General features: G+C 40.5%; 15 protein-coding genes. 9 read left to right on the top strand and 6 right to left on the bottom strand.

The window, feature by feature from the left end:
* Positions 1–25: 25 nt before the first annotated feature.
* From IGI38_RS11250 to IGI38_RS11225, 6 genes are all read right to left on the bottom strand, one after another.
* Positions 26–106 carry a type I toxin-antitoxin system Fst family toxin gene (locus IGI38_RS11250; protein ID WP_111945109.1) on the bottom strand — a complete coding sequence of 27 codons (81 nt, stop codon included), beginning with the start codon at positions 104–106 and terminating at the stop codon, positions 26–28.
* Between the two features lie 103 nt (positions 107–209).
* Positions 210–812 (bottom strand): DUF2922 family protein, encoded by a 603-nt coding sequence (locus IGI38_RS11245; RefSeq protein ID WP_438729972.1) that lies wholly within the window; start codon positions 810–812, stop codon positions 210–212.
* Between the two features lie 46 nt (positions 813–858).
* Positions 859–1242 (bottom strand): hypothetical protein, encoded by a 384-nt coding sequence (locus IGI38_RS11240; RefSeq protein WP_438729970.1) that lies wholly within the window; start codon positions 1240–1242, stop codon positions 859–861.
* Between the two features lie 75 nt (positions 1243–1317).
* Entirely contained in the window at positions 1318–1530 is a 213-nt protein-coding gene (locus IGI38_RS11235) for a DUF2922 family protein (RefSeq protein ID WP_438729967.1), read from the bottom strand.
* 19 nt (positions 1531–1549) lie between these two features.
* A complete protein-coding gene (locus IGI38_RS11230) occupies positions 1550–1759 on the bottom strand; it encodes a hypothetical protein (RefSeq protein ID WP_438729965.1) in 210 nt (69 codons plus the stop codon).
* Positions 1760–2047: 288 nt separating this feature from the next.
* A complete protein-coding gene (locus tag IGI38_RS11225) occupies positions 2048–2773 on the bottom strand; it encodes a hypothetical protein (RefSeq protein ID WP_438729962.1) in 726 nt (241 codons plus the stop codon).
* Between the two features lie 566 nt (positions 2774–3339).
* Here IGI38_RS11225 and IGI38_RS11220 point away from each other — a divergent pair.
* From IGI38_RS11220 to IGI38_RS11180, 9 genes are all read left to right on the top strand, one after another.
* Positions 3340–4443 carry a tyrosine-type recombinase/integrase gene (locus IGI38_RS11220; protein WP_438729959.1) on the top strand — a complete coding sequence of 368 codons (1104 nt, stop codon included), beginning with the start codon at positions 3340–3342 and terminating at the stop codon, positions 4441–4443.
* A 480-nt stretch (positions 4444–4923) separates the two neighbouring features.
* Entirely contained in the window at positions 4924–6753 is a 1830-nt protein-coding gene (locus IGI38_RS11215; protein ID WP_438729956.1) for a SpaH/EbpB family LPXTG-anchored major pilin, read from the top strand.
* A gap of 27 nt (positions 6754–6780) precedes the next feature.
* Positions 6781–11712 carry a SpaA isopeptide-forming pilin-related protein gene (locus IGI38_RS11210; protein WP_438729953.1) on the top strand — a complete coding sequence of 1644 codons (4932 nt, stop codon included), beginning with the start codon at positions 6781–6783 and terminating at the stop codon, positions 11710–11712.
* A gap of 1 nt (position 11713) precedes the next feature.
* Positions 11714–12430, top strand: a complete 717-nt coding sequence (locus tag IGI38_RS11205) for a pilin N-terminal domain-containing protein (RefSeq protein WP_438729950.1) — start codon at positions 11714–11716, stop codon at positions 12428–12430.
* Positions 12431–12541: 111 nt separating this feature from the next.
* The gene (locus IGI38_RS11200) at positions 12542–14305 is read left to right on the top strand and encodes a class C sortase (protein ID WP_438729947.1); all 1764 of its coding nucleotides are present in this window, start codon (positions 12542–12544) and stop codon (positions 14303–14305) included.
* A gap of 13 nt (positions 14306–14318) precedes the next feature.
* A complete protein-coding gene (locus tag IGI38_RS11195; RefSeq protein ID WP_438729945.1) occupies positions 14319–16508 on the top strand; it encodes a glucosaminidase domain-containing protein in 2190 nt (729 codons plus the stop codon).
* 115 nt (positions 16509–16623) lie between these two features.
* Positions 16624–17202 (top strand): signal peptidase I, encoded by a 579-nt coding sequence (gene lepB, locus IGI38_RS11190; protein ID WP_438729942.1) that lies wholly within the window; start codon positions 16624–16626, stop codon positions 17200–17202.
* 31 nt (positions 17203–17233) lie between these two features.
* Positions 17234–18007: a hypothetical protein gene (locus tag IGI38_RS11185; protein WP_438729939.1), complete on the top strand. Its 774-nt coding sequence runs from the start codon at positions 17234–17236 to the stop codon at positions 18005–18007.
* Positions 18007–19602, top strand: coding sequence for a hypothetical protein (locus tag IGI38_RS11180; RefSeq protein ID WP_438729937.1), 1596 nt, complete (start codon positions 18007–18009; stop codon positions 19600–19602). Before IGI38_RS11185 ends, IGI38_RS11180 begins: the two co-directional genes overlap by 1 nt.
* Positions 19603–19608 lie beyond the last annotated feature (6 nt).

Genomic DNA, 19608 nt, shown 5'->3' with positions numbered 1-19608 from the left:
CGCAGGTGTATTTATCGTTCTGTCGTCATGGATCATGCCCGCTCAACCAATGGTTCACGAGGGCAATGATCAGCCCCACGAAGAGCGGAGCGAGGACATATCTCATCAGCTCACTCAAAAAGCATCACCTCCTCTCATGCGGGAGGATGACGACATGGGCAGAAATACCTACGCAAAGGGATTAAATTTTCAAAGGACAGAAGTTCGTATTAGGGTTTAGTGTCGCCAGAGCGAATATCTGGATCGTCTTTATTCCTGTTTTTCCTTCGACGAATCCAGGCAAGGAAGCCTTTCTTGGTATCCTTTTGTTCGAGCTCATCGACCTGCGATGCAATAGGTGCTGAAGGTTCTCCGACAGAATTCCCTTTATTTGTTGTAATCGATTGTTTTCCGATTTGTGGTGCATGTATTGTTAATGAAGGGTGGTCGTTCGTTGCTTCTGCTGGTCCTTCAAGTTTCTGTGCGATCGCAGTTCTTGAGGGCTCGAACAAATAATCATAGCTCTCTGGTGCTTTGAAAGGTTTTTCTTCTTTTATAGGCTCCTGTTTGCATGGTTCATTCGATTCGTTTTCGACGATCATTGGTTCTTTTTCAACATCAAAAACGTCTCTTTCATACGTATCCACGATCTTTGCCGTAACAACGGAATCAAATAATTTTACGCCATTTTGTTCAAAAATATCCAACGTAGTTAAGAGTTCGCAAGCTTCTTTGATCGCTGGTATCGGCAGCTCGGGATTCAAATCTCTGTAGGTCCAGTCATGGTTTTTCCCGAGACTGTTTGCGAATTTGACAACTAAATCCTTTTTCATCTTCTGTTTTCCTTTCTAATTTTTTTCTGCGTAGGTAAGGTTAAGTTCAAGGTTCGTTTGTTTCTTCAGGACGGACAAATGACATCAAGGAACGGGCAACTGACAAGGCTTTTTCGCCAAAGTTACGGAGCGGGAATGTTCTAGATTTCAACGTGCGCCACTCAGGAGCCATGAAATAATCGCTAAAATAATAGAAAAAGCGTTTCATGGTGCGAGTAGCCTTAGTATTCATAAAGATTTCGCGGATAAGATCCTTCAGAATGAACGCAAACTCCTCTGCGCCAAGCTGGTACCTTACGCGCAAGGCAATAACATATTTAATGGTCAAACTGCTGTTTTGTGACTCGAGATAGTATTCTGTAATCCGTTTTTCAAGTGTTTTTGGTGTTAAATTGAACAGCTGACGGCAGCTGAGTAGTTGGTCATTCATCGAATCGTTCCTCCTAATTCTTTTTAAGTAGAGGAGGCGGTACGTCTACCGCGTCCTCAATTCATTTAGTTTCTTCTAAAAAATAATTGTTTCCACTGTTTCGACATATTTGGCGCTAACCACTTGATTGAACAACTTTTCGTCGTCCTTTTTAAACAAGTTCAGTAAAGTAAATTTCTTTAGAATACCGTGAACTTCTTGATTGGACAAGGTATCATTTGGATTTGGATAGCTCCACGTTTGTGAGCGTCCTGTGCTGGTTTTAAAAATCGCTACTATTTTTTTCATCTATCTTTTCTCCTTTTCGTTAGTCTTTCGTTACTCGTGATTGACTGGTGATGATCACGCCGTTTAATAATGTGTCCTCTTGGTCTAGCTCAGTTAGGATTTCTCCCAGTTTAATAATTTCTGTTTCATCCGGTTCATCGACGACATTTGCGAATGTGACTTTCTTTAATTTCTCAACGCCTGGTAGTTGTAAGTGGACTTGTAATTTTGTACTTAGTTTTTGGATCATCGTTGTTTCCTCCGTTTTTGTTTTTTTGTTCCGGCCGGTGACTAAACGATAAGGCATTTCGAAAATGATTGCGAATCGCAAAATGACCAAATTACCCTCAAATTGACCACTTTAGAGGCTGGAACCCGCATTCCTTCGTTCAAAAGGTGTCAAATTGGGGGTGAAAGTGTCATTTTGCGATTTGATAAGAAAATTGTTTTGTATTATAATTAAAAGTTTAATTCAAGATGACAGAAAAAGAGCGGATCACTTAACGCACAAAGTGATCTGCTCTTTTTCTATATGAAGTTAAAGCCAACTAATCTGATCGATTTCATAGGGATCATAGATTAATGGCTCGCAATGCTGGAGAGAATAAGTGATCTGATAGAGACGATTGATGTCACCAATGGCTGTTCGAAATTTTTTTAGACAAGTTTTTTTACTTAATGTATTCGCAAAAGGGGTGTTCGGAAGGAATAAGAAATCCAGCGGGACTTCTCCATGTATCACATAATGAAACAGGCCGCGGCGAATAGTCGCCAATACGAGACAGGCAATTTCCGCCTTCTTAATGACTCGTCGCTGCTGGACAGGAAGAAGCAAGCAGAGATCATTGGTCATTTGAGCATAGTGTTGGCCATCATGTTTTCTGATCCTTGATAGTTTGATGGGATTGATCCAGATGGTTTGTTCTTTTCCCTCTAAAGGAAATAAGGAAAAGTAGGGGCAGACCCAGGGCATTTTATACTTACCGAAATGACCGAGTTTTTTTAAGCAGATGGATAGTACCTGATAGTCGGAAAAAGAATGGATGGATGCAAACTGATGTAAGGTCTTAAGTGCGCTAACGCTGCTGAAATAAACCTCGTCATCCGTAAAGATCAATACGCCAGACGTATCCGGAAGCGGTAAGATACAATTTATCTCATGAATCCTAAATGGATCGAAAACGGTCGCCTTTGTTAAATAATACTCCCATAAAGCTGACCATTGTTTATCATCTAAAAACTCGATTGGTTCTGTGTTCTTCATCAAAAATTCCTCCCTCAATTATAAAAGTAAAACGATTACAATTTAACTATACAATAAATGGAATTGAGAAACTTTCTTTTTTTTAACGGATAATGCTTGAAAAAACATACCTAGCAATCGCTTTTATGATTGAAATAAATAATAATAATGAATTATTTTGCTTTATTAAAAAATAAAAGTGACATATATGCGCAAGGTATATATAATTAAAAAGCATCTTTTCTTTTATGGAAAAGATGCTTTTTAATATTTTTTGTCTCATGCCACGACATTATCCGTTTCTTATGTAAAAATGTTGCTTGGTCTTATAAAAAACTAGAAATAACGAAAACAAAACAATTTGAATTAACTTATATGTTTGATATATCAAAAACAATTTATGAATCAATTATATATTATTAATTATTAATAGGCAATAAGATTCATGAAAATAATTATTTTTGAACAGAAAGGTATGAGTGGTCTAGTAAAATAGGCCTTCTTTTATTGTTTTCCAGATAAAAAGAGACAGAATATATGAAAAATGCGCCGTCTGTTAAGCCGTCAAAAATAGGAGGAATAATTGTATGCGTAAAGGTGAAAATATTTATTTAAGAAAGGATGGTCGTTGGGAAGGGAGATACCCAAAAGGAAGAAAAAGCAATGGACAATTAAAGTATGGATATATCTATGGAAAAAATTATAGGGAAGTTAAACAAAAACTATATCCATTACGTATTCGTTATCAATCATTGCAAAAAATCCAAGGGACATCAACCGAATCTTTCGAAGAATGGACAATTGAGTGGTTAAATGAAGTGCAAGATGACGTAAAACCATCTACACTTTCCAGTTATTACTATAAGTTGACCAAGTATATTTTTCCGTTACTTAGAGATATCCCTCTAAATGAGCTCTCTTTGGAGACAGGGAGAGCTGTACTAAAAAATTTACAAGGAAAATTGTCCCGTTCAACGATCCAAGTTGTTTTTCGTATTCTCAATAAATGCTTGAATCATGCTAAAAAAATAGGAAAAATCAATCGAAATCCTTTTTCTGATTTAAAGATTCCAAAGGCAAAGCAGAGAAAAATTCGGGCGTTGACGCTAACTGAACAAAAGAAAGTCATGGCAGTGGCGACAAAAGAAAAGAAGGGCTACGGCATTCCAGCACTATTATCCTTGTATTCCGGCATGCGCATTGGAGAAATAGCAGCATTAAAATGGTCCGACATTGATTTCGATACAAATCTCATCTATGTCAACCACACGTATCAAAGAATTCCGACGATTGAATCTTCAAGAAAAACACAATTAGTTTTAGCAGATTCAAAAACAGAAGCTTCTGTTCGAGTGATCCCTATCAGTAAAACACTCAGAAAACTACTATTGAAACACCAAAAACAATCAAAAGGGCTCTTTGTTTTCTCTACAAATGGTCAACCCTGCGAACCACGTCTATTAACGTATCATTTTCATCAGATTCGAAAAAAAGCGGAGCTTGTAAAAATTCATTTTCATCAATTGCGTCATACCTTTGCGACACGCTGCTTAGAAGTGAATAAAGATATCCCTTCTGTTAGTGCGATTTTGGGCCATGCCTCCACGCAAATGACTTTGGATACATATGTTGATGCCATGTTGGACCAACGGTATCAAGTCGTAAATGAATTGGATGGTCTAATCAGTTAATCGATTTTTAAAAAAAGGAGATTGGATTTTGGACTATTCTTTTTTTAAAAAACGTGTAAGCGCTTACTTTTAGAACTGAGTTATTTTGATGTTAAAATTTTTTTTGATAATAGAATTTTGTTATTTCACAAAATTTCATGCGCCGTCATTCATCGTCAAAAAGCTCTATAAACCTTTCCCTATCAAGGTTTATAGAGCTTTTCTAGTTTTTTATAAGACCAAGAAGAAATTATGTTAGATACGCACAAGAAACTAGAGAACTTCACTAAAATAATTAACTTATATCACTTTGAAAGGAGGTATGTTTATCGAAGGACAGACATACTAATTTTTTTGTTAGTTGCCAATACAGAAATGAGAGGAAAGGTTCCCCATTTGTGTATTGGAAAAATAAGTAATTGAAAAATGGCGGCAACCGGCTTTCATTTACTTATTCTAGCTAATTTGGGAGTAAAAAACAAAAAAGCAGAGGAGATTATTATGAAGAATAAGAGAAAATGGATAAGTAAAGCAGCAATGACGTTAGGGGTATTGACAATATTAGGATCAGCAGGCGCTGGATTAGGATCAGTAGCCTATGCGACACCAGCTGTTCCTTATGTGAGTACAAATGCAATTTCAGATGATACTTCTGATCGTACGATTACACTTTGGAAATATGAAATAAATAGTGCAGCAGAGTTAGGTGAGCGTGGAGACGGGGAGAAAATTGATCCATCGGCAACACCTGATACTACTGGAAAGAAATTAATGGGGGACGTAGAATTTGAAATTGTTCGCGTCATTCCTAGAAGAACTGGTGGACCCACAAGTGATTTTTATTCATTGGATGATCCAACCAAACAAGTAGAAGGAACGCATTACGATGTAGATACTACCTTTACAGCCATTAGACAATCAACAGGGGACTATACAACAGGTGCTGGCTTCGGTACAACAACATTCAATGTTGGAAATGGGAAAGCAGCAGACGGGATTTACTTAATCCGTGAAGTTCCAAATGCAAGTAATGAATACACCTACACAGATGAAACTGGAGAAACTAAAAAGATTGCAACACCAATGGCACCATTCTTTGCCTATTTACCACAAACAAAACGTGATAGTGAAGATAAATTGATCTATGACGTTCATGTTTATCCGAAAAATATTGTCACCGACTCTAAAGGTGATAAAACAGTTGAAGGTCAAAAAGGGTACTCAATCAAAGCTGGTCAACCTTTCCAATGGGAAGCTACAGTGAAACTTCCTAGTGGTTTATACAGTGAAGTTACTCAAGATATGACTATCACAAATAGACATGATGCTGATGGAAATGAATTGCCCGACTTGAATATTACCGCAACACCATCTAGTCCTTACGAACTGTATGCAGATCATTTCTATATCCATGATGAACTGAGTGAAGAATTACACTTAGATAATGTAAAAATTGAGGTTCTTGATAAGGCGGCCACTCCAACTTGGCATGAATTAGTATTAGGCACTGATTATACTGTTACAGTAGACGGAACTGTAGACTCCACCGATCCAATTTCTAAAGCGAAAGATGGAACAAAGACAGATGTTCGAATTGAACTAACTGAAGCAGGAATGAAGAAAATTGAAGGAAACTACACAGATATTCGTGCAATTTACCATACTCATACCGATGTTGATTTTAATGGAGTGATTGAGAATGAGTTTGACTATGGCTATTTGATTCCTGGACAAAAACCAGTAACAGATACGCCTGAAGATAACCCAGAATACTTCGATGGTGGATTCACTATCGACAAGACGTCAGAAGATACAACCGATAAATTAGCAGGTGCGCAATTCTATATCGCAGCGAGTGAACAAGATGCGAAAGATAAGAAATTTATTGCTTCAGATGGTAAATCATACACATTGAATGATGATGGTACCGCGACTCCAGCATTACCAACAGGTGTTACGTTCTTAACTGACACAACAGATGCTAGTGGACATGCACAATTCGATGGTTTAGCACTTAATTGGTTTACAGATACAGATGGTGATGGGTTCCAAGATGCAGACGAGCCAACATGGGCGCATGCAGATATTGAGCGAGATTACTGGTTAGTGGAAACTGTTTCACCAGATGGATATGAACTACTAAAAACACCAATTAAAGTAACAGTAAAATTGGATCCAGCAGATGTCACTGTACATGTAGAAAATAAAACACAAACAAAACTACCATTTACCGGTGGCACTGGCACGATGTTGCTAATTATCATCGCGATCGGAGCAATCACTATCGGTACAGCATCAATCGCAATTGATAAAAAACGTCGTCACGCTTAAAAATGGGACAGAAAGGAAGGACAGACCATGCGCGAGAGAATTAAACAAAAACCAATAGTCGCAGTTCTTCTTCCAATCTTAGTTCTACTGGTGGGCTTTATTTCAGTCCACCAGTGGAATCCATTGAAGGCAGACGATCAAAATGCTCATTTGGTTGATGTAAAAGTCAATGGGAAAGAAATCGATAAGAATTATGCAGTGTCGGAGCAAGGGACTCTTTTAGAGATGAGCGCCGAAGAACCGCAAGTGCTGAAATTCTTAGAATCAGAAAAGTATAACGTAGAGCTTCTGAATGAAAAAGGGGAGCCGCTTCCTTCAGAAGAAGTATCAAAAGAAAAACTCAAGCATTATCAAGATCTAGTGGCATCTAATCAGAAAAGTACGGAACAGACAAGTCAACCTGCAACTTCAAGCAGTGATTCGTCAACAGAAACAAGCGCATCAAAAGAAGTTGAAGAAATCGTCAGTCAGATAGTCTATGTGGTAGAAGATGAAAAGAAAATTCCTTATCTTCTATTAGATAAAGAGGACACCATTTGGTTGAGCGTTGTGAACAAGAAGCCAGAAGAGTCTGTAACTGTTGTTCTGGAAGAAACAAATACCAATAAAAAGCAATCGCTAATTACTTTTAAACAAAAAAAAGCGGAAGCTACTGAAACTTCTAAAACAGAAAAAACGTCAACATCTTCTGAAAATAAGGCCAGCTCTGGAGACGGTGAAAAACAGGAGTCAGCGACCGTTAAGAGCAGTTCCGAAAATCAGACAGAAAAGAAAGCGAACGATAGCAGCAAGGAAAAGGAGACCTCCTCTACCAGTGCTGAAAAAGAAACAAGTAGGAAATCCGCACCCAAAACGAAAGCAACAAAACTAACTAAAGAAGAAAAGAAACGCAATTTAGCGATTGAACAACTTTTAGATGAAAAATACGAAGAAAAAGATTCATTTAAACCGATTGAGTTACCAGCAGAAACTGCCAGTAGTCGAGAAACGAGATCTGGGGCATCACCGATTTCGGTGACAGGTGCTAAGATGACTATCAAGGATGGAACGGAATTTTTTGACGCTGGTAATGATAACCCTGGATATGATTCTGGAGATAACAATCAGCTTGTCCGTTCATTTGATTCAATTCTATATCTATTAACATTCTCAATAGAAGCTAGTGATCCTACTACAACATATTCAGATATTAAGTATAGTGTGGATATGGAATTACCAAATGGATATGATCTAGACGCCTCTGGAAAACAACGATTTAATGGAGAAGTCGTCAGTGATGATAGTAGTTTTTCTGGGGAGGCTACTGATACTACAAGAGCCTCAATAGGTTCTGTTGAATCAACGATAAGTGCCAATGGGCAAATTCTTTTGCCAATGTTTGTGAATGTCTACGGTGCTCAACATGGTACGAGCATCAAACCCACGATGAAAATCACAATTATTAGTGCAAAGAATGATAAAACTAGCGAAACAGAGACAATTAATAAAACATACGATGAATTAATGGATCCTACAGAGACGTATGATGCATTAAAACCGAGAGAAACAAAAGTATCTGCAAAAGCATCAATAACGGCAACCTTGTCAAAAGGTGGTGTCAAACCACTTTCAGATGTTGTTGATGGAGGAGGCAGCTCTTTAAGTGCTTTTGGTGTAGGTGTAACTTTTGGGTTAAAGCCTGTCAGTGGCAGAGCTTCTTCTGATTTTAGAGGTTCTACTTTTCCTAATGGAGAAATAAAAGCTGGTTTCCACTCAAAATCATATTATAAAAGTAATGGAGCAGCGGCTGGGAATGGAGATGCAATTTCAACGTATGGCCTTAGAGCGATAGCATCTTCTGTTGCTACAACTGAATCTACTGGGTGGGATAAAATAGTATATTCAGGTCAGAACTTCAATATTTCTGATGCAATTCTTCCTCTATTTGTTCCTAATGGGAAAACGGGAGAGATTCATTTTTCAGAACCTACAGTGAGCGCAGAGGATAAGAAAAAAATTGGGGTTTACGATACAGGGAATATAGGTGTAACAAATCCAGGTGCAACAATATCTTTATCCAATACTGATTATGAACCTATCTATAATCCGTATACCTACAGACTTACAGGAATGCAAGTTGGTACTAATGAAAAAGTTTTTTCTAGCTCAATGATGATTGTTGAATGGAATAGGGAGTATCTGATTAATAAGGGAACGGGTGTCCTTACCACAGATCTAAACCTTACCAGTCTGAGATATGAAGGACAAACTTATGATGAGTTGCAAACAGTCAGTGTCTCTGACGGGACACTTCCATCGGGAGCCTACGTAAGTGCTCCTGTTTGGGTAAAAAACACCGCGGGCTCACATCCATATACTAATCTTGGTAGCTATGGTGATTGGTCTGACTCAGCGGGTGATGCAACAGTCGGTCAAGGTGAATCAAATGTTCTTTTTGGAGGAGTAAGTGCGGCGACAGATGGAGATTGGATAATTTCCATTTTTCGATGGAATGCTAATTCTTTTGAGTATGATACAGATCGAGAAGTTTGGGGGCAATATGAACGATATGGAAACTTTCTAAGAGATGAGCTTCGATATGGAGTTGGAAAAACAAACGATTATCCTACTCCAGGACCATCCTCCTCATCTACTTCGATAGCGACTAAGAGTGCTCTAGAAGGACAATACACTTGGTATCGAACACCGGAGGATGCTATAGCAAATGGTAAGATTTCTGCAGTAAAAATAGTAAATCAAAAACCACGCGGACAAATATTATTGACTTGGAATGGTGTTCCGTTAAAAGTGATTGGTATTACTGGGGACAAAGATCAATTTGGTAATTCTACCGCAGGTTTTCTTAACACTTATTGGTCTGACACAAAAGAAAATGTACTAGGTCAGTATCCGTTTGCCAATACTCCATTCACAGCTTCAACCTTTGACGCTCAGGGAAATAAGTTGACTACTCAATCTGGGAGACAAGTCGATAGTATTTTTATTAAACCTTTTAAGATCGAGACGACAACAACACCAAAAAAACCAATTTATAAAACTACTGAAGATGTGGAATGGACAGTTAAGGGAAATATCCTTACTACATCTGATACGGAATATGGTGTCAGGTTAACGACTACTTTACCTAAAGGATTAGCCTATGAATCGGGAACTTCTACAGATGCTAGTGGTAATCCGTTGCCAGATCCAACTTTAGTTGATAAAGGTGGAGGAATCACTGAATTAATATGGAATTTCAGTGATGTCAATCCTAGTCAAGGAAGTACTGTTGCAGTTAATTTTGTATCAAAACCTATTCTAAAAGATTTAACTTTTAATGATGCTTCTTTATCAGAAGTAACAACTAGAACAGTTGGTGATATCTGGCTGCAAAGTGATCCAAGCAAAAAAGATACATCGAGTGAATCATTAAGAGCTTCATCTGGAAAGGTACAACTTTATCAGATGCAACAAATTGTTCTTACTAAAGAATTGGATAAAAGTTTGATAGAAGTTGGTAACAGGGATGTCGCTCTTTCAAGTTCTGACCAAGAGACTCTGACAGATATCACCTATAAGATCACCTTGACTAACAATAGTTCTGACAAACTGTTAGATGTCGATATTGTGGATGTTCTTCCTTCTGATCGTTCATTATCGCCTTCGAGTTTTGATGGTTCTTATACAGTTAAGGGGATCAAAGTTGTAGAAGGTAGTGGAGATATTACTTACACAAGAGATCCCGTACAAGAAGCTTGGGAAAACGATCCGAGTCAAATTTACGGTTGGGGACTTTATGTTCCAGGAACGTCAAATGTAGAATCAATAAAAAATGCAAAAGGATTCTTAGTTTCTACTAATGAACTGGCTGTCGGAGATTCTCTAGCCTTTGAAGTCACTATTTCACCAACTGGACAAAAGGCTGGAGACATATATCTAAATCGTGCCACATTTAACAGTAAAATCGACCTTCCAGTAAAAAGTAATATCGTCCAAACACAAGTATTAGGTCGTGATCTCACAGGATATGTCTGGTATGACGATGATTACGATGGGTTGATTGATACGGGTGAAGAGCCTGTGGGTGATATTCCTGTGAAACTCTATCGAACGAGTCTGGTTGATGGAACATATGTCAAAGAGTTAGTTAAAGAGAGTCTGACTGGTCAACAATTTATTGATGGGTCAGGAGATTCATTGATTAAGACGGTAGCTACTGGATCAGACAAAGGTAAGTACAAATTTGAAAATCTTCCTGAAGGAGATTATCTTGCTGAATTTATGGTTGATGATATCGTTAACGTTCAGAAGATCGCAATCGTAACGAAACAGTTGGAGGGGACTGACCCGACACTGAATTCCAAGGCAGATCCAGATGATTTCAAAACACCGGAATATAATCATGCGGTGTTAGGTGATTTACCGACACTTCTAACTGGTGCTGACAAAATTAGCCATATCACGGATGTTAATGCTGGACTGACTCGAATGTCTAAGATTCGTCTCTTCAAGTATGAAGAAGGCACGGTTATTGACGCTGATGGAGATGGCAAGCTAAGCGATGCGGAGATTGAAGCGAGCACCACGAATGCTTTAGCAGGTGCGGAGTTCCAATTGTACAAAGGAAAGAAAGATGATCCAAACACGATCAAGGATGAGAATAAAGTTGGAACGGTTCAAGTGACAGATGGGACTGGATGGTTGGAGTTTGCTAGCTTGCCGCCAGGTCATTACACGATCGTCGAAACCAAAGCACCAGATGGATTTGAATTATTGAAAAATCCGATTGAAGTGGAAGTTCCGACATACAACTATATCGCGATCGTTCATGTGCCAGATAGTGCTCAAACCAAACTACCATTTACCGGTGGAACCAAAGCGATGCGGATTATTTTAATCGTATCCGCCTGTCTATTAGTGATTGGGATGGCTGGCGTCTTCCTGCATTTTCGACCAATCAAAGTAAGGGGAGGAAAATAAAATGAAAAGAGTACGTCGTTTGTTGTTCTGTTTGTTTGCTTTCTCCCTGTGCTTTGGCGGGATGGTGTCTGCTCATGCTGAAGCAGACACCGCCGAAACAACGGGAAGTACCGGGTACAGTATCTTTATCCAAAAATACAAGATCGAAGACTTCGCCAAGATCGCCGATACGATGCCCTTAGATGGGACGAAGGCCGATCAGGTCAAGGATGCGGATGGGAAGAATCTTGATCCTTTGGCTGGAATGTCCTATGAGATCACACGTGTGACACCGATCCAAGGGGCTTCGGGCTTTGAACCTGTTCAAGGGGATGGCGCGTTTCAAACAACCGTGACGACTGATGAAAAAGGACTTGCTCAGGCAAGCAACCTCGTTCAAGGGATGTACCAGATCGTTGAGAAGGACCACACGCAGCTGAAAGATGTGATGGAACCCGTTGTCGTCGAGCTGCCCTTTCCCCAACAAACTGGTGAACCCTTGAATGAAGTCTACATCTATCCAAAATCCAGTGTCGTAGGGGATACCCCTAAATTACCTGTGACTAAAGGGCCGGATGGTACACCAATCGAGGTCGATGAGAAAGGCGAGATCCAGAAGCTGCCGCAAACCAGTGGAAATATTGGAACGGCGCAAGTCTTGATGTGGATCTTAGCGATGATTTTCGCCATGGGCGGTGTCGGTATGTTTAGTATTCATCGCAAGAAAGACGTTTTTTAAGAATTAATTTGATGCATCATTACTGAAGAAAGAATCTGGGATGCGTGAGTAGTAGTATCCTTGGATTCTTTCTTTCAACTTGTGAATCCCTATTGGAAAGAAGGACCTGTCATGAAGAAGCTGAAAAAGAATACGAAACCAAAAAGAAAGCATTCTTTTTTGAAAATCTTTGCGATCTTGATGATCGTTGGTGGTGTGTTGACCCTTCTTTACCCTATCGTAGGGAACTACTTAGCCAATCGTGAGCGCAGTCAAGCGGTTTCTGAATACGACGACACGATGAAAAAAATGTCGCAAAAAGAAAAAGACGAACAATGGGCATTAGCCAAAGCGTACAACGAGTATATTTACAACAAGCAAGAAGGATTACCCAAAGGTGATCCGGTTGTTTACAACAAGATCATGAAACAAGGGGATGTCATGGGGACCGTTGATATTCCGTCAATTGATATCAAACAAATGCCTTTTTTTCACGGCACGTCCTTTAAAACATTGGAAAAGGGCCTCGGTCACTTTGAACCGACCTCGATCCCTGTTGGTGGGAAAAATACCCATTCGGTGATTACAGGACACAGCGGAGTCAAGAACCAAGTACTTTTTACCGATATTCGAAACTTAAAAGAAGGCGATTTGTTTTTTATCAATATTTTAGGCAAACGCTTGGCCTACGAGATCGATTCCTTTGAAGAGATTTTGCCAAGCGATGTCGAAAAGGTCAAGATTCATAAAGGAAAAGACAAGGTTACGTTATTAACATGTACACCGCCGGGGATAAATACCTTCCGGCTGCTGGTGACAGGACACCGTGTTGATTATAAGACGGCGGTTAAAAAGAAAGTTAAGAAACGCAATACCTGGAGTTATCAAAATATCGTTTTAGCAACCTTAGGGCTGAATGTCGCAATCTTTGCCTTACTCATGGGGTTGTATCGCCGCTTCATCAAACGTTTCCGTTCCGATGATCCAGTCGTTGCGGCGAAAGCTCGAAAGAATTTGAAACGCTTGTTCTTCATTACGAAAACACTCTTCATTCTCTTGTTCGTGACGATGACGGCCGTTCTGATCACAGCGATCTACGGCTATCTCCATATGGAACAAGAACCCGCATCTGCGGCTGTCAATATTGGGCAAAAGGAAGAATTGAATGCGTATAACATCGACAAGATCGATGAGGCGAATTATGAGGAGAAACAGATTGCCAGTGTCAAAATCTCGGATTACGCCAAGGCCAAATCCGTTGTTCAAACGACGACGAATAATTGGGGCATCGGGAAGATCGTGATTCCTGATGTGTCGATTGACCTGCCGATCTTGGCAGGAATGGCGAATGAAAATCTATTGACCGGAGCGGCAACTTATCGCTCCGATCAACAATTAGGTCGGGGAAATTACGTCGTTCTGGCCCACAATATCTTTGATAAGGATGTACTTTTGCATCGTATCCAAGATTTAAAAAAAGGACAGCTGATTTATGCGACCGATTTTAAACAAGTCTATGTCTACGAGGTTTCTTTGAACAAGATCATTGAAGAGACCGAGGTTTCTTATGTCGAAAAAGAACCAAAAAATGGGATCGCGAAACTTACCCTCCTTCGTTGTGAAGGAGACATCGGAACGATTTATCGACGTCTTGTTCAAGGAAATCTCAAAAGTGTTCAACCCTTGCACGACGCGGAGGACGACTTGTTCAAGCAATTGAAGCTGAAACGAGAAGATGGCAAGATTGACGGCACCATCGTGAAGGACGATCCGGTATCCGAACCCGAACGGGTGAGTATGACCTTGGCTGCGAAGATCATTTCTGATCCGATGCAGACAGTGGTGCCCTTATTCTTACTCTTCTTATTACCGATTTTATTCTTTAGTTTGATTTAGAAAGGAAAAATGCATGAAAAAGATAGTGATAGGTGTTTGTGGGATTCTCGTGTTTATTGGTGGACTTGCCGGAATACGCAGTGGTGTGTTGAAAGCCGGAGAACTGACCGAAGAGTCTTCTTTAATAGTAGAAACAGGGACAAGTGACGTTTCTGTACCAGAGAGCGAGGCACCAGCGCCTGAAGTGATTTCGCCAGAACCAGCGGCGGAAGCGCCAATTGAAGCACAACCACAGCCAGAAGTACCAGTGGAAGCAGCACCAGAAACGTCTATACCCGCTGCTAGTTCAGAGGCCGTACCAGAAGCTTCTTCAGAACCCGCACCGGTTGAAAGCAGTACGGTAGAGTCTTCAACCAGTACAGACTCGACTGCATCGTCATCGAGTTCAAGTACTTCAAGTAGTCAAATGAATAGTTCATCGAACAGCGCAACATCAAGCACGACGACGCCAAGCAGTTCGACCAAACCAAGTAGTACGACGCCAAGCAGTAGTACAAAACCAAGCTCAACGACGCCTAGTAGTTCGGCACCAACACAGTCATCTACGAGTCAAAGTCAAGCAACACCAGCATCGTCAGTTGCGCCAACGCCGATCGTACCAAGTACACCAGCTGCGGTGGCGCCAACAACACCTGCGGCACCAAGTGTTCAAGCGAATTCATTTGTCGCACCAACCGCACCGGAGGCTTTTTCAGAAACGAGTACGTTGAATCTGCCCAGCGAGTTGAAAACAACGGAAGTCGCGCAATCAGATTTAAAAGGCTTTGAATTACCGCTGTTAAGCAGTTTTGAAAACAAAATTCATGCGGCAGTGATCTATGAAGGAATCAAGCAGCTGGGTACCGAACAAGAGGAAAATTATAACGCGGAACAATTAGCGACAGAGATGTATCAGAACTTATTTGATTCAGAAATTGCCGATAAACCAGAAAAAATGCCAGAAGAAATCACCGTCGGCAGTCTGGTGTATCAGAAGAAAAAGGATAAGAATGTCTTATTAGGAGTCTACATTGGAGATGACTACTACTTAACTGTCGATGATGTGGAAGTTGAAGAAGCATCTGATACAGAAGAAAGCACCTCAACAGAAACTTCCAATGAGGAATCAGAAGAAACGACAGAACAAGAAACGCAACGCCAAGTCGTTGTGGAGTCGATTGATTTAGAAGAAGACCTTCTAGTTCAAGAATTACCAGAGGTCACTCTGACCGAACACGGGGAACAGACCTTGGCAGAATATCCAGCTTCTATGAACTTCACTGAAAATGAAGGTGCGAAAACCTTCATTGAAAAAATCGCTGAAGACGCTCAGAAATTGGGTCAAGAATACGACGTTTTCGCCTCTGTCATGATTGCCCAAGCCTTATTAGAAAGCGGCTCGGGGACAAGTACGTTATCACTAGAACCAAACCATAACTTGTTCGGCATCAAAGGAACGTATCAGGGGCAATCCGTTTCGATGGCGACCCAAGAGGATCGTGGAAATGGGGATTTGTATTCCATCAATTCGGCGTTTCGCAAGTATCCAAATTATGCAGCTTCATTAGGCGACTATGTGGAACTCTTGCGCGGCGGAATTTCCGGCAATGATAGTTTTTACAAAAATACATGGCGTTCAGAAGCGAAAAACTACTTACGCACAACCAATGCCTTGACGGGAACCTATGCGACGGATACCACTTATGGGCAAAAGCTAAATTCAATTATCGCCTTGTATCACTTAACGCAATACGATCAAGTCAAAACAACTGGCAGTGATTCAGGTGTCTTTATCAAAGGCAAAGAAGAAATTCCCGAAGAATACAGCAGTCGTATGAAATATCCCGATTACAATGGTGTGGATTACAACACTTCCGGCTCTTATCCAGTAGGGCAATGTACCTGGTATGCCTTTAATCGAGTGAATCAATTAGGTAAAACGGTCGATGACTACATGGGAAATGGCGGTCAGTGGGCAACGAAAGGCAAAGCGCTAGGCTATGAAGTCAGTCAAAAGCCAAAAGCTGGCTGGTTGATTTCTTTCAAACCAGGAGTTGCTGGATCAGATGCTCGCTATGGACATGTGGCGTTTGTCGAAGTCGTCGGACCCAATGGCATTCTGATTTCAGAAGGCAATGTCTTTGGCGGCACGGTGATTTCGTATAGGGTAATCGACAATGCTTTAGCCACCTCAGATCAGGTTTCATATATTAAAGCAAAGTAGAAAAGATGGAAATAGGGGCTTTCACAGTTCAGATTTCAAGATAATAAATGATGTGTTTTAAATTAATACAGCACCAAGAAATGTTCATTACTAGGAAAAAGGAGCACCGTAACTTATGGCAACTGTTCAATCACGTCAAACGAAAAAAGAGGAGAGCCCACCGAAACGATCTATTGGGAAAAGCTTGATCCTCACCATTCTAACGCTTCTATTATTAGTGGTGATGTTCGTTTCCGGACAATTGGTACGAAGAGAGTACAGCTTTCATCCAATATCTGGGACATCAATGAGTCCGGCTCTGACGGAAAAGGACATGGTCTTAGTCAAGAAGCGCCACAAGATTTTGCGCTATGACGTGATTGCCTTTTCCGTTAAAGGAGAAGAGGGGAAATTTGTGAAGCGGGTGATTGGTATGCCGGGAGATACGATGTTTATCCGTAATGATCGCATGGTTCTAAATATTGGCGAACATGGAGATTTTGAGACGACTTATACGTTTCAACTCTCCCCGGCAGTTGCCGAAGAGTTTCAAGAATTAACCAAGATTCCTAAAGGTATGTACTTTACAACTGGCGATCATATCGATGTGTCGAAGGACAGCCGAACCTTTGGATTTGCCAAGAAGGCAAACATTGAAGGGACCGTTCAGTTTCATCTTCCATCATTGATTAGAAAGCAGGCGGATAGTGAATGAATAAGAAATTCCTGCTAGAGGAGAAATCAAGATGGTCGCATTAGGAGTAATCAGTGCCGGACTTGTTGTTTTAGCAATAATTTTTGTCCTTATCCGATTGGTATTTGATTTTAGATTTACAGCGATTCAAAAAGAACCCGATCAAACGCCAATGTTTCGACGAAAGGTCAATCATCTAAGAAGGATCGAGCAAGCCCGACATATCCGCTATTTACTGTTTACGTGTTTGATGATTGGATTTGGAATGATGGTCGTTATCGGATCGTTTCTAGTTTTAGCGGATGAGCAACAGAAGCAGAAGATACAAAATACAGAGATGAAAGAACGAGTCTCCCAATTAGAGGAACAACAATCAGCACTTATCGCCAGTATTCCCTTGAAGAATTATCCGAAAGAGGGCATCGGACTTAACGAACTTGAATGGACAAATTTAGCCAGAGAAGCGAAGGATTCTGACTTACAAAAACAAATCGAAACAACGATTTCTCAAACGACACTTCCTTACTTTGGTTCTTCAGATACGGCGGTTTCATTGGCTGTTCCTAAAACACTTTCGCTTCAATTAAGCGGTCAAACAGATGACAATGCCAGTAAGGAAACGATTCAAAAAAACATTGATGCGTTCGCGAAGGAAGCCGAAGCAATCTCTGAATTGACCGACATTCATGTTCGAATGATTGCCGTTGTGGGGAAAGAAAAGAGCAGTGTCTACAGTGTGAATTATTCTCGTGAAAACGGTGAGGGTGAATTTACTAAGAAGAATGTTTCCGAACAGAATCTAAAGAATGATGGTGGGAAGGGCTAATGGCAGAGAACAAAAAAAAGAGAAAATGGCTATCAACGCAGGCCTTGAAGGAATTTATCAATGATATCACCGAAGAGGAATTGAATGCGGAGGAGCTGTATAACGAAACCATTCGTATCCCTGATCCTTTGGAAATGGGGGAAGAGATAGAGGATTCCGAAGTTGAACTTGAAGCATTGGTGCAGGAACAAGAAGGTTTCGCTGAACAGGCTTCAAGTGAGACACAGTCAGAAGATGTTTCTTCTGATCAGCCAGCTGAGTTGAAACAAGTTTATGACGAATTGGTTGGATTAAAAAAGGAAGCGGAAGTTCGGATTCATGAGTTAGAGCTAGAAAATGATGAACTGAAAGAAAAACTAGATTTTGAACGCATTCGAGTCGATGACGAATTAACGGAGCAAGTCAAGGAATGGGAAGCGAAGATTGCTGCGATTGCCGAGGAAAAGAAAGAAAAAGAAGCAGCGATCGCACGGCTCCAACAAGAGTTAAAAGAAAAACAGAAAGAACTCACAGAGACAGTCGATCGAATCAAAAAAGAAACTTCGGAAAGAGAAGCTAATTCCGTTGATCTTAAAGAACTCACCCGACAGTTGAAGGACTATCAAAAAAAATACCAAGAATCACAGGCTGAAAACGAAGCCGCCAAAAAAAAGCTGACACAGCTCACCACCGAACGTGATGAAGAGAAAGGTCGGTTTGATCAGCTAAAAAAGCAATACAGCGAATTGGAACAGGATTACCAGCAGCTACATACCCTTCATCAAAAAAATGAGGCAAAACGGGTAGAGCTTCAAGCTGAGAACGATGTGCTGGATGAATTGCTTGAAGAAAAAGAACAAGAAATCAACGCAGAATTGACACAGTTGAAGGAAGACAATTCGAAGTACAAACAGACAATTCAACAATTAAAAGAGCAGGTTGCTCAAAAGCTTAAACATGCATTGGAGGAATCACACATGGCTATTGATGAACAAGGGCAAGTGCCAGAAGAACAGGAACAAGAAGAAACAAGTGAAGCGATGGCGCAGTTTGAAGCTGAGAAAGAAGCCCTCAACAGTGCCTTGTTCGATGCACATGAAGAAATCGCGAAACTGGAAGAAAAGACAAGCAATCTAGAACAACTAGAGGCTGAAAAGGAACGTTTGGCTAGTCGATTGGCGGATGCGCAAATCGAGTTAAGTCGGCTGAAGGAACAAAAGGCCAACGAAGAAAGCCTCGAACTGATCCAGGCGAAGAAACAAGTCGATGAATTGATCGAGAAAAATGAACGCTTGAAAAAAGAAGTCGTTCAGTCGCAACAAGAAATTGGCGAAGTCTTGATCTCAGCGAAGAAGCAGGCGAATCGAACGGTTGAAGAGGCACAAACCGAAGCGAAACAGATGATCAGTTCCGCAGAATTGGAATTAGAAAACATCAGTAACCGAGCGAGAAAAATCTTGATCGAAGTCTCTGAGTCACGAAAAAATGTGTTATCAATCTATGATGATTTGGAGTTTAAGGTCGAGGCCCTCTCAAACGGGGCACTGTTAAAAGAGATAAAGAAGCAAAAGCAGGAGCAACGAGATTCCGATTACTTTGAATCCATACGAAACTAAACCTGA

This window comes from Enterococcus sp. AZ128 (assembly GCF_051714485.1).
Taxonomy (GTDB): domain Bacteria; phylum Bacillota; class Bacilli; order Lactobacillales; family Enterococcaceae; genus Enterococcus_A.
The sequence above is the reverse complement of the archived record's forward strand: the minus strand, read 5'-3'. Positions and strand labels throughout refer to the sequence as shown.

Coding starts and splice junctions, on each gene's coding strand:
- IGI38_RS11250 (WP_111945109.1), bottom strand. CDS start 106: ATGAGATATGTCCTCGCTCCGCTCTTCGTGGGGCTGATCATTGCCCTC.
- IGI38_RS11245 (WP_438729972.1), bottom strand. CDS start 812: ATGAAAAAGGATTTAGTTGTCAAATTCGCAAACAGTCTCGGGAAAAAC.
- IGI38_RS11240 (WP_438729970.1), bottom strand. CDS start 1,242: ATGAATGACCAACTACTCAGCTGCCGTCAGCTGTTCAATTTAACACCA.
- IGI38_RS11235 (WP_438729967.1), bottom strand. CDS start 1,530: ATGAAAAAAATAGTAGCGATTTTTAAAACCAGCACAGGACGCTCACAA.
- IGI38_RS11230 (WP_438729965.1), bottom strand. CDS start 1,759: ATGATCCAAAAACTAAGTACAAAATTACAAGTCCACTTACAACTACCA.
- IGI38_RS11225 (WP_438729962.1), bottom strand. CDS start 2,773: ATGAAGAACACAGAACCAATCGAGTTTTTAGATGATAAACAATGGTCA.
- IGI38_RS11220 (WP_438729959.1), top strand. CDS start 3,340: ATGCGTAAAGGTGAAAATATTTATTTAAGAAAGGATGGTCGTTGGGAA.
- IGI38_RS11215 (WP_438729956.1), top strand. CDS start 4,924: ATGAAGAATAAGAGAAAATGGATAAGTAAAGCAGCAATGACGTTAGGG.
- IGI38_RS11210 (WP_438729953.1), top strand. CDS start 6,781: ATGCGCGAGAGAATTAAACAAAAACCAATAGTCGCAGTTCTTCTTCCA.
- IGI38_RS11205 (WP_438729950.1), top strand. CDS start 11,714: ATGAAAAGAGTACGTCGTTTGTTGTTCTGTTTGTTTGCTTTCTCCCTG.
- IGI38_RS11200 (WP_438729947.1), top strand. CDS start 12,542: ATGAAGAAGCTGAAAAAGAATACGAAACCAAAAAGAAAGCATTCTTTT.
- IGI38_RS11195 (WP_438729945.1), top strand. CDS start 14,319: ATGAAAAAGATAGTGATAGGTGTTTGTGGGATTCTCGTGTTTATTGGT.
- lepB (WP_438729942.1), top strand. CDS start 16,624: ATGGCAACTGTTCAATCACGTCAAACGAAAAAAGAGGAGAGCCCACCG.
- IGI38_RS11185 (WP_438729939.1), top strand. CDS start 17,234: ATGGTCGCATTAGGAGTAATCAGTGCCGGACTTGTTGTTTTAGCAATA.
- IGI38_RS11180 (WP_438729937.1), top strand. CDS start 18,007: ATGGCAGAGAACAAAAAAAAGAGAAAATGGCTATCAACGCAGGCCTTG.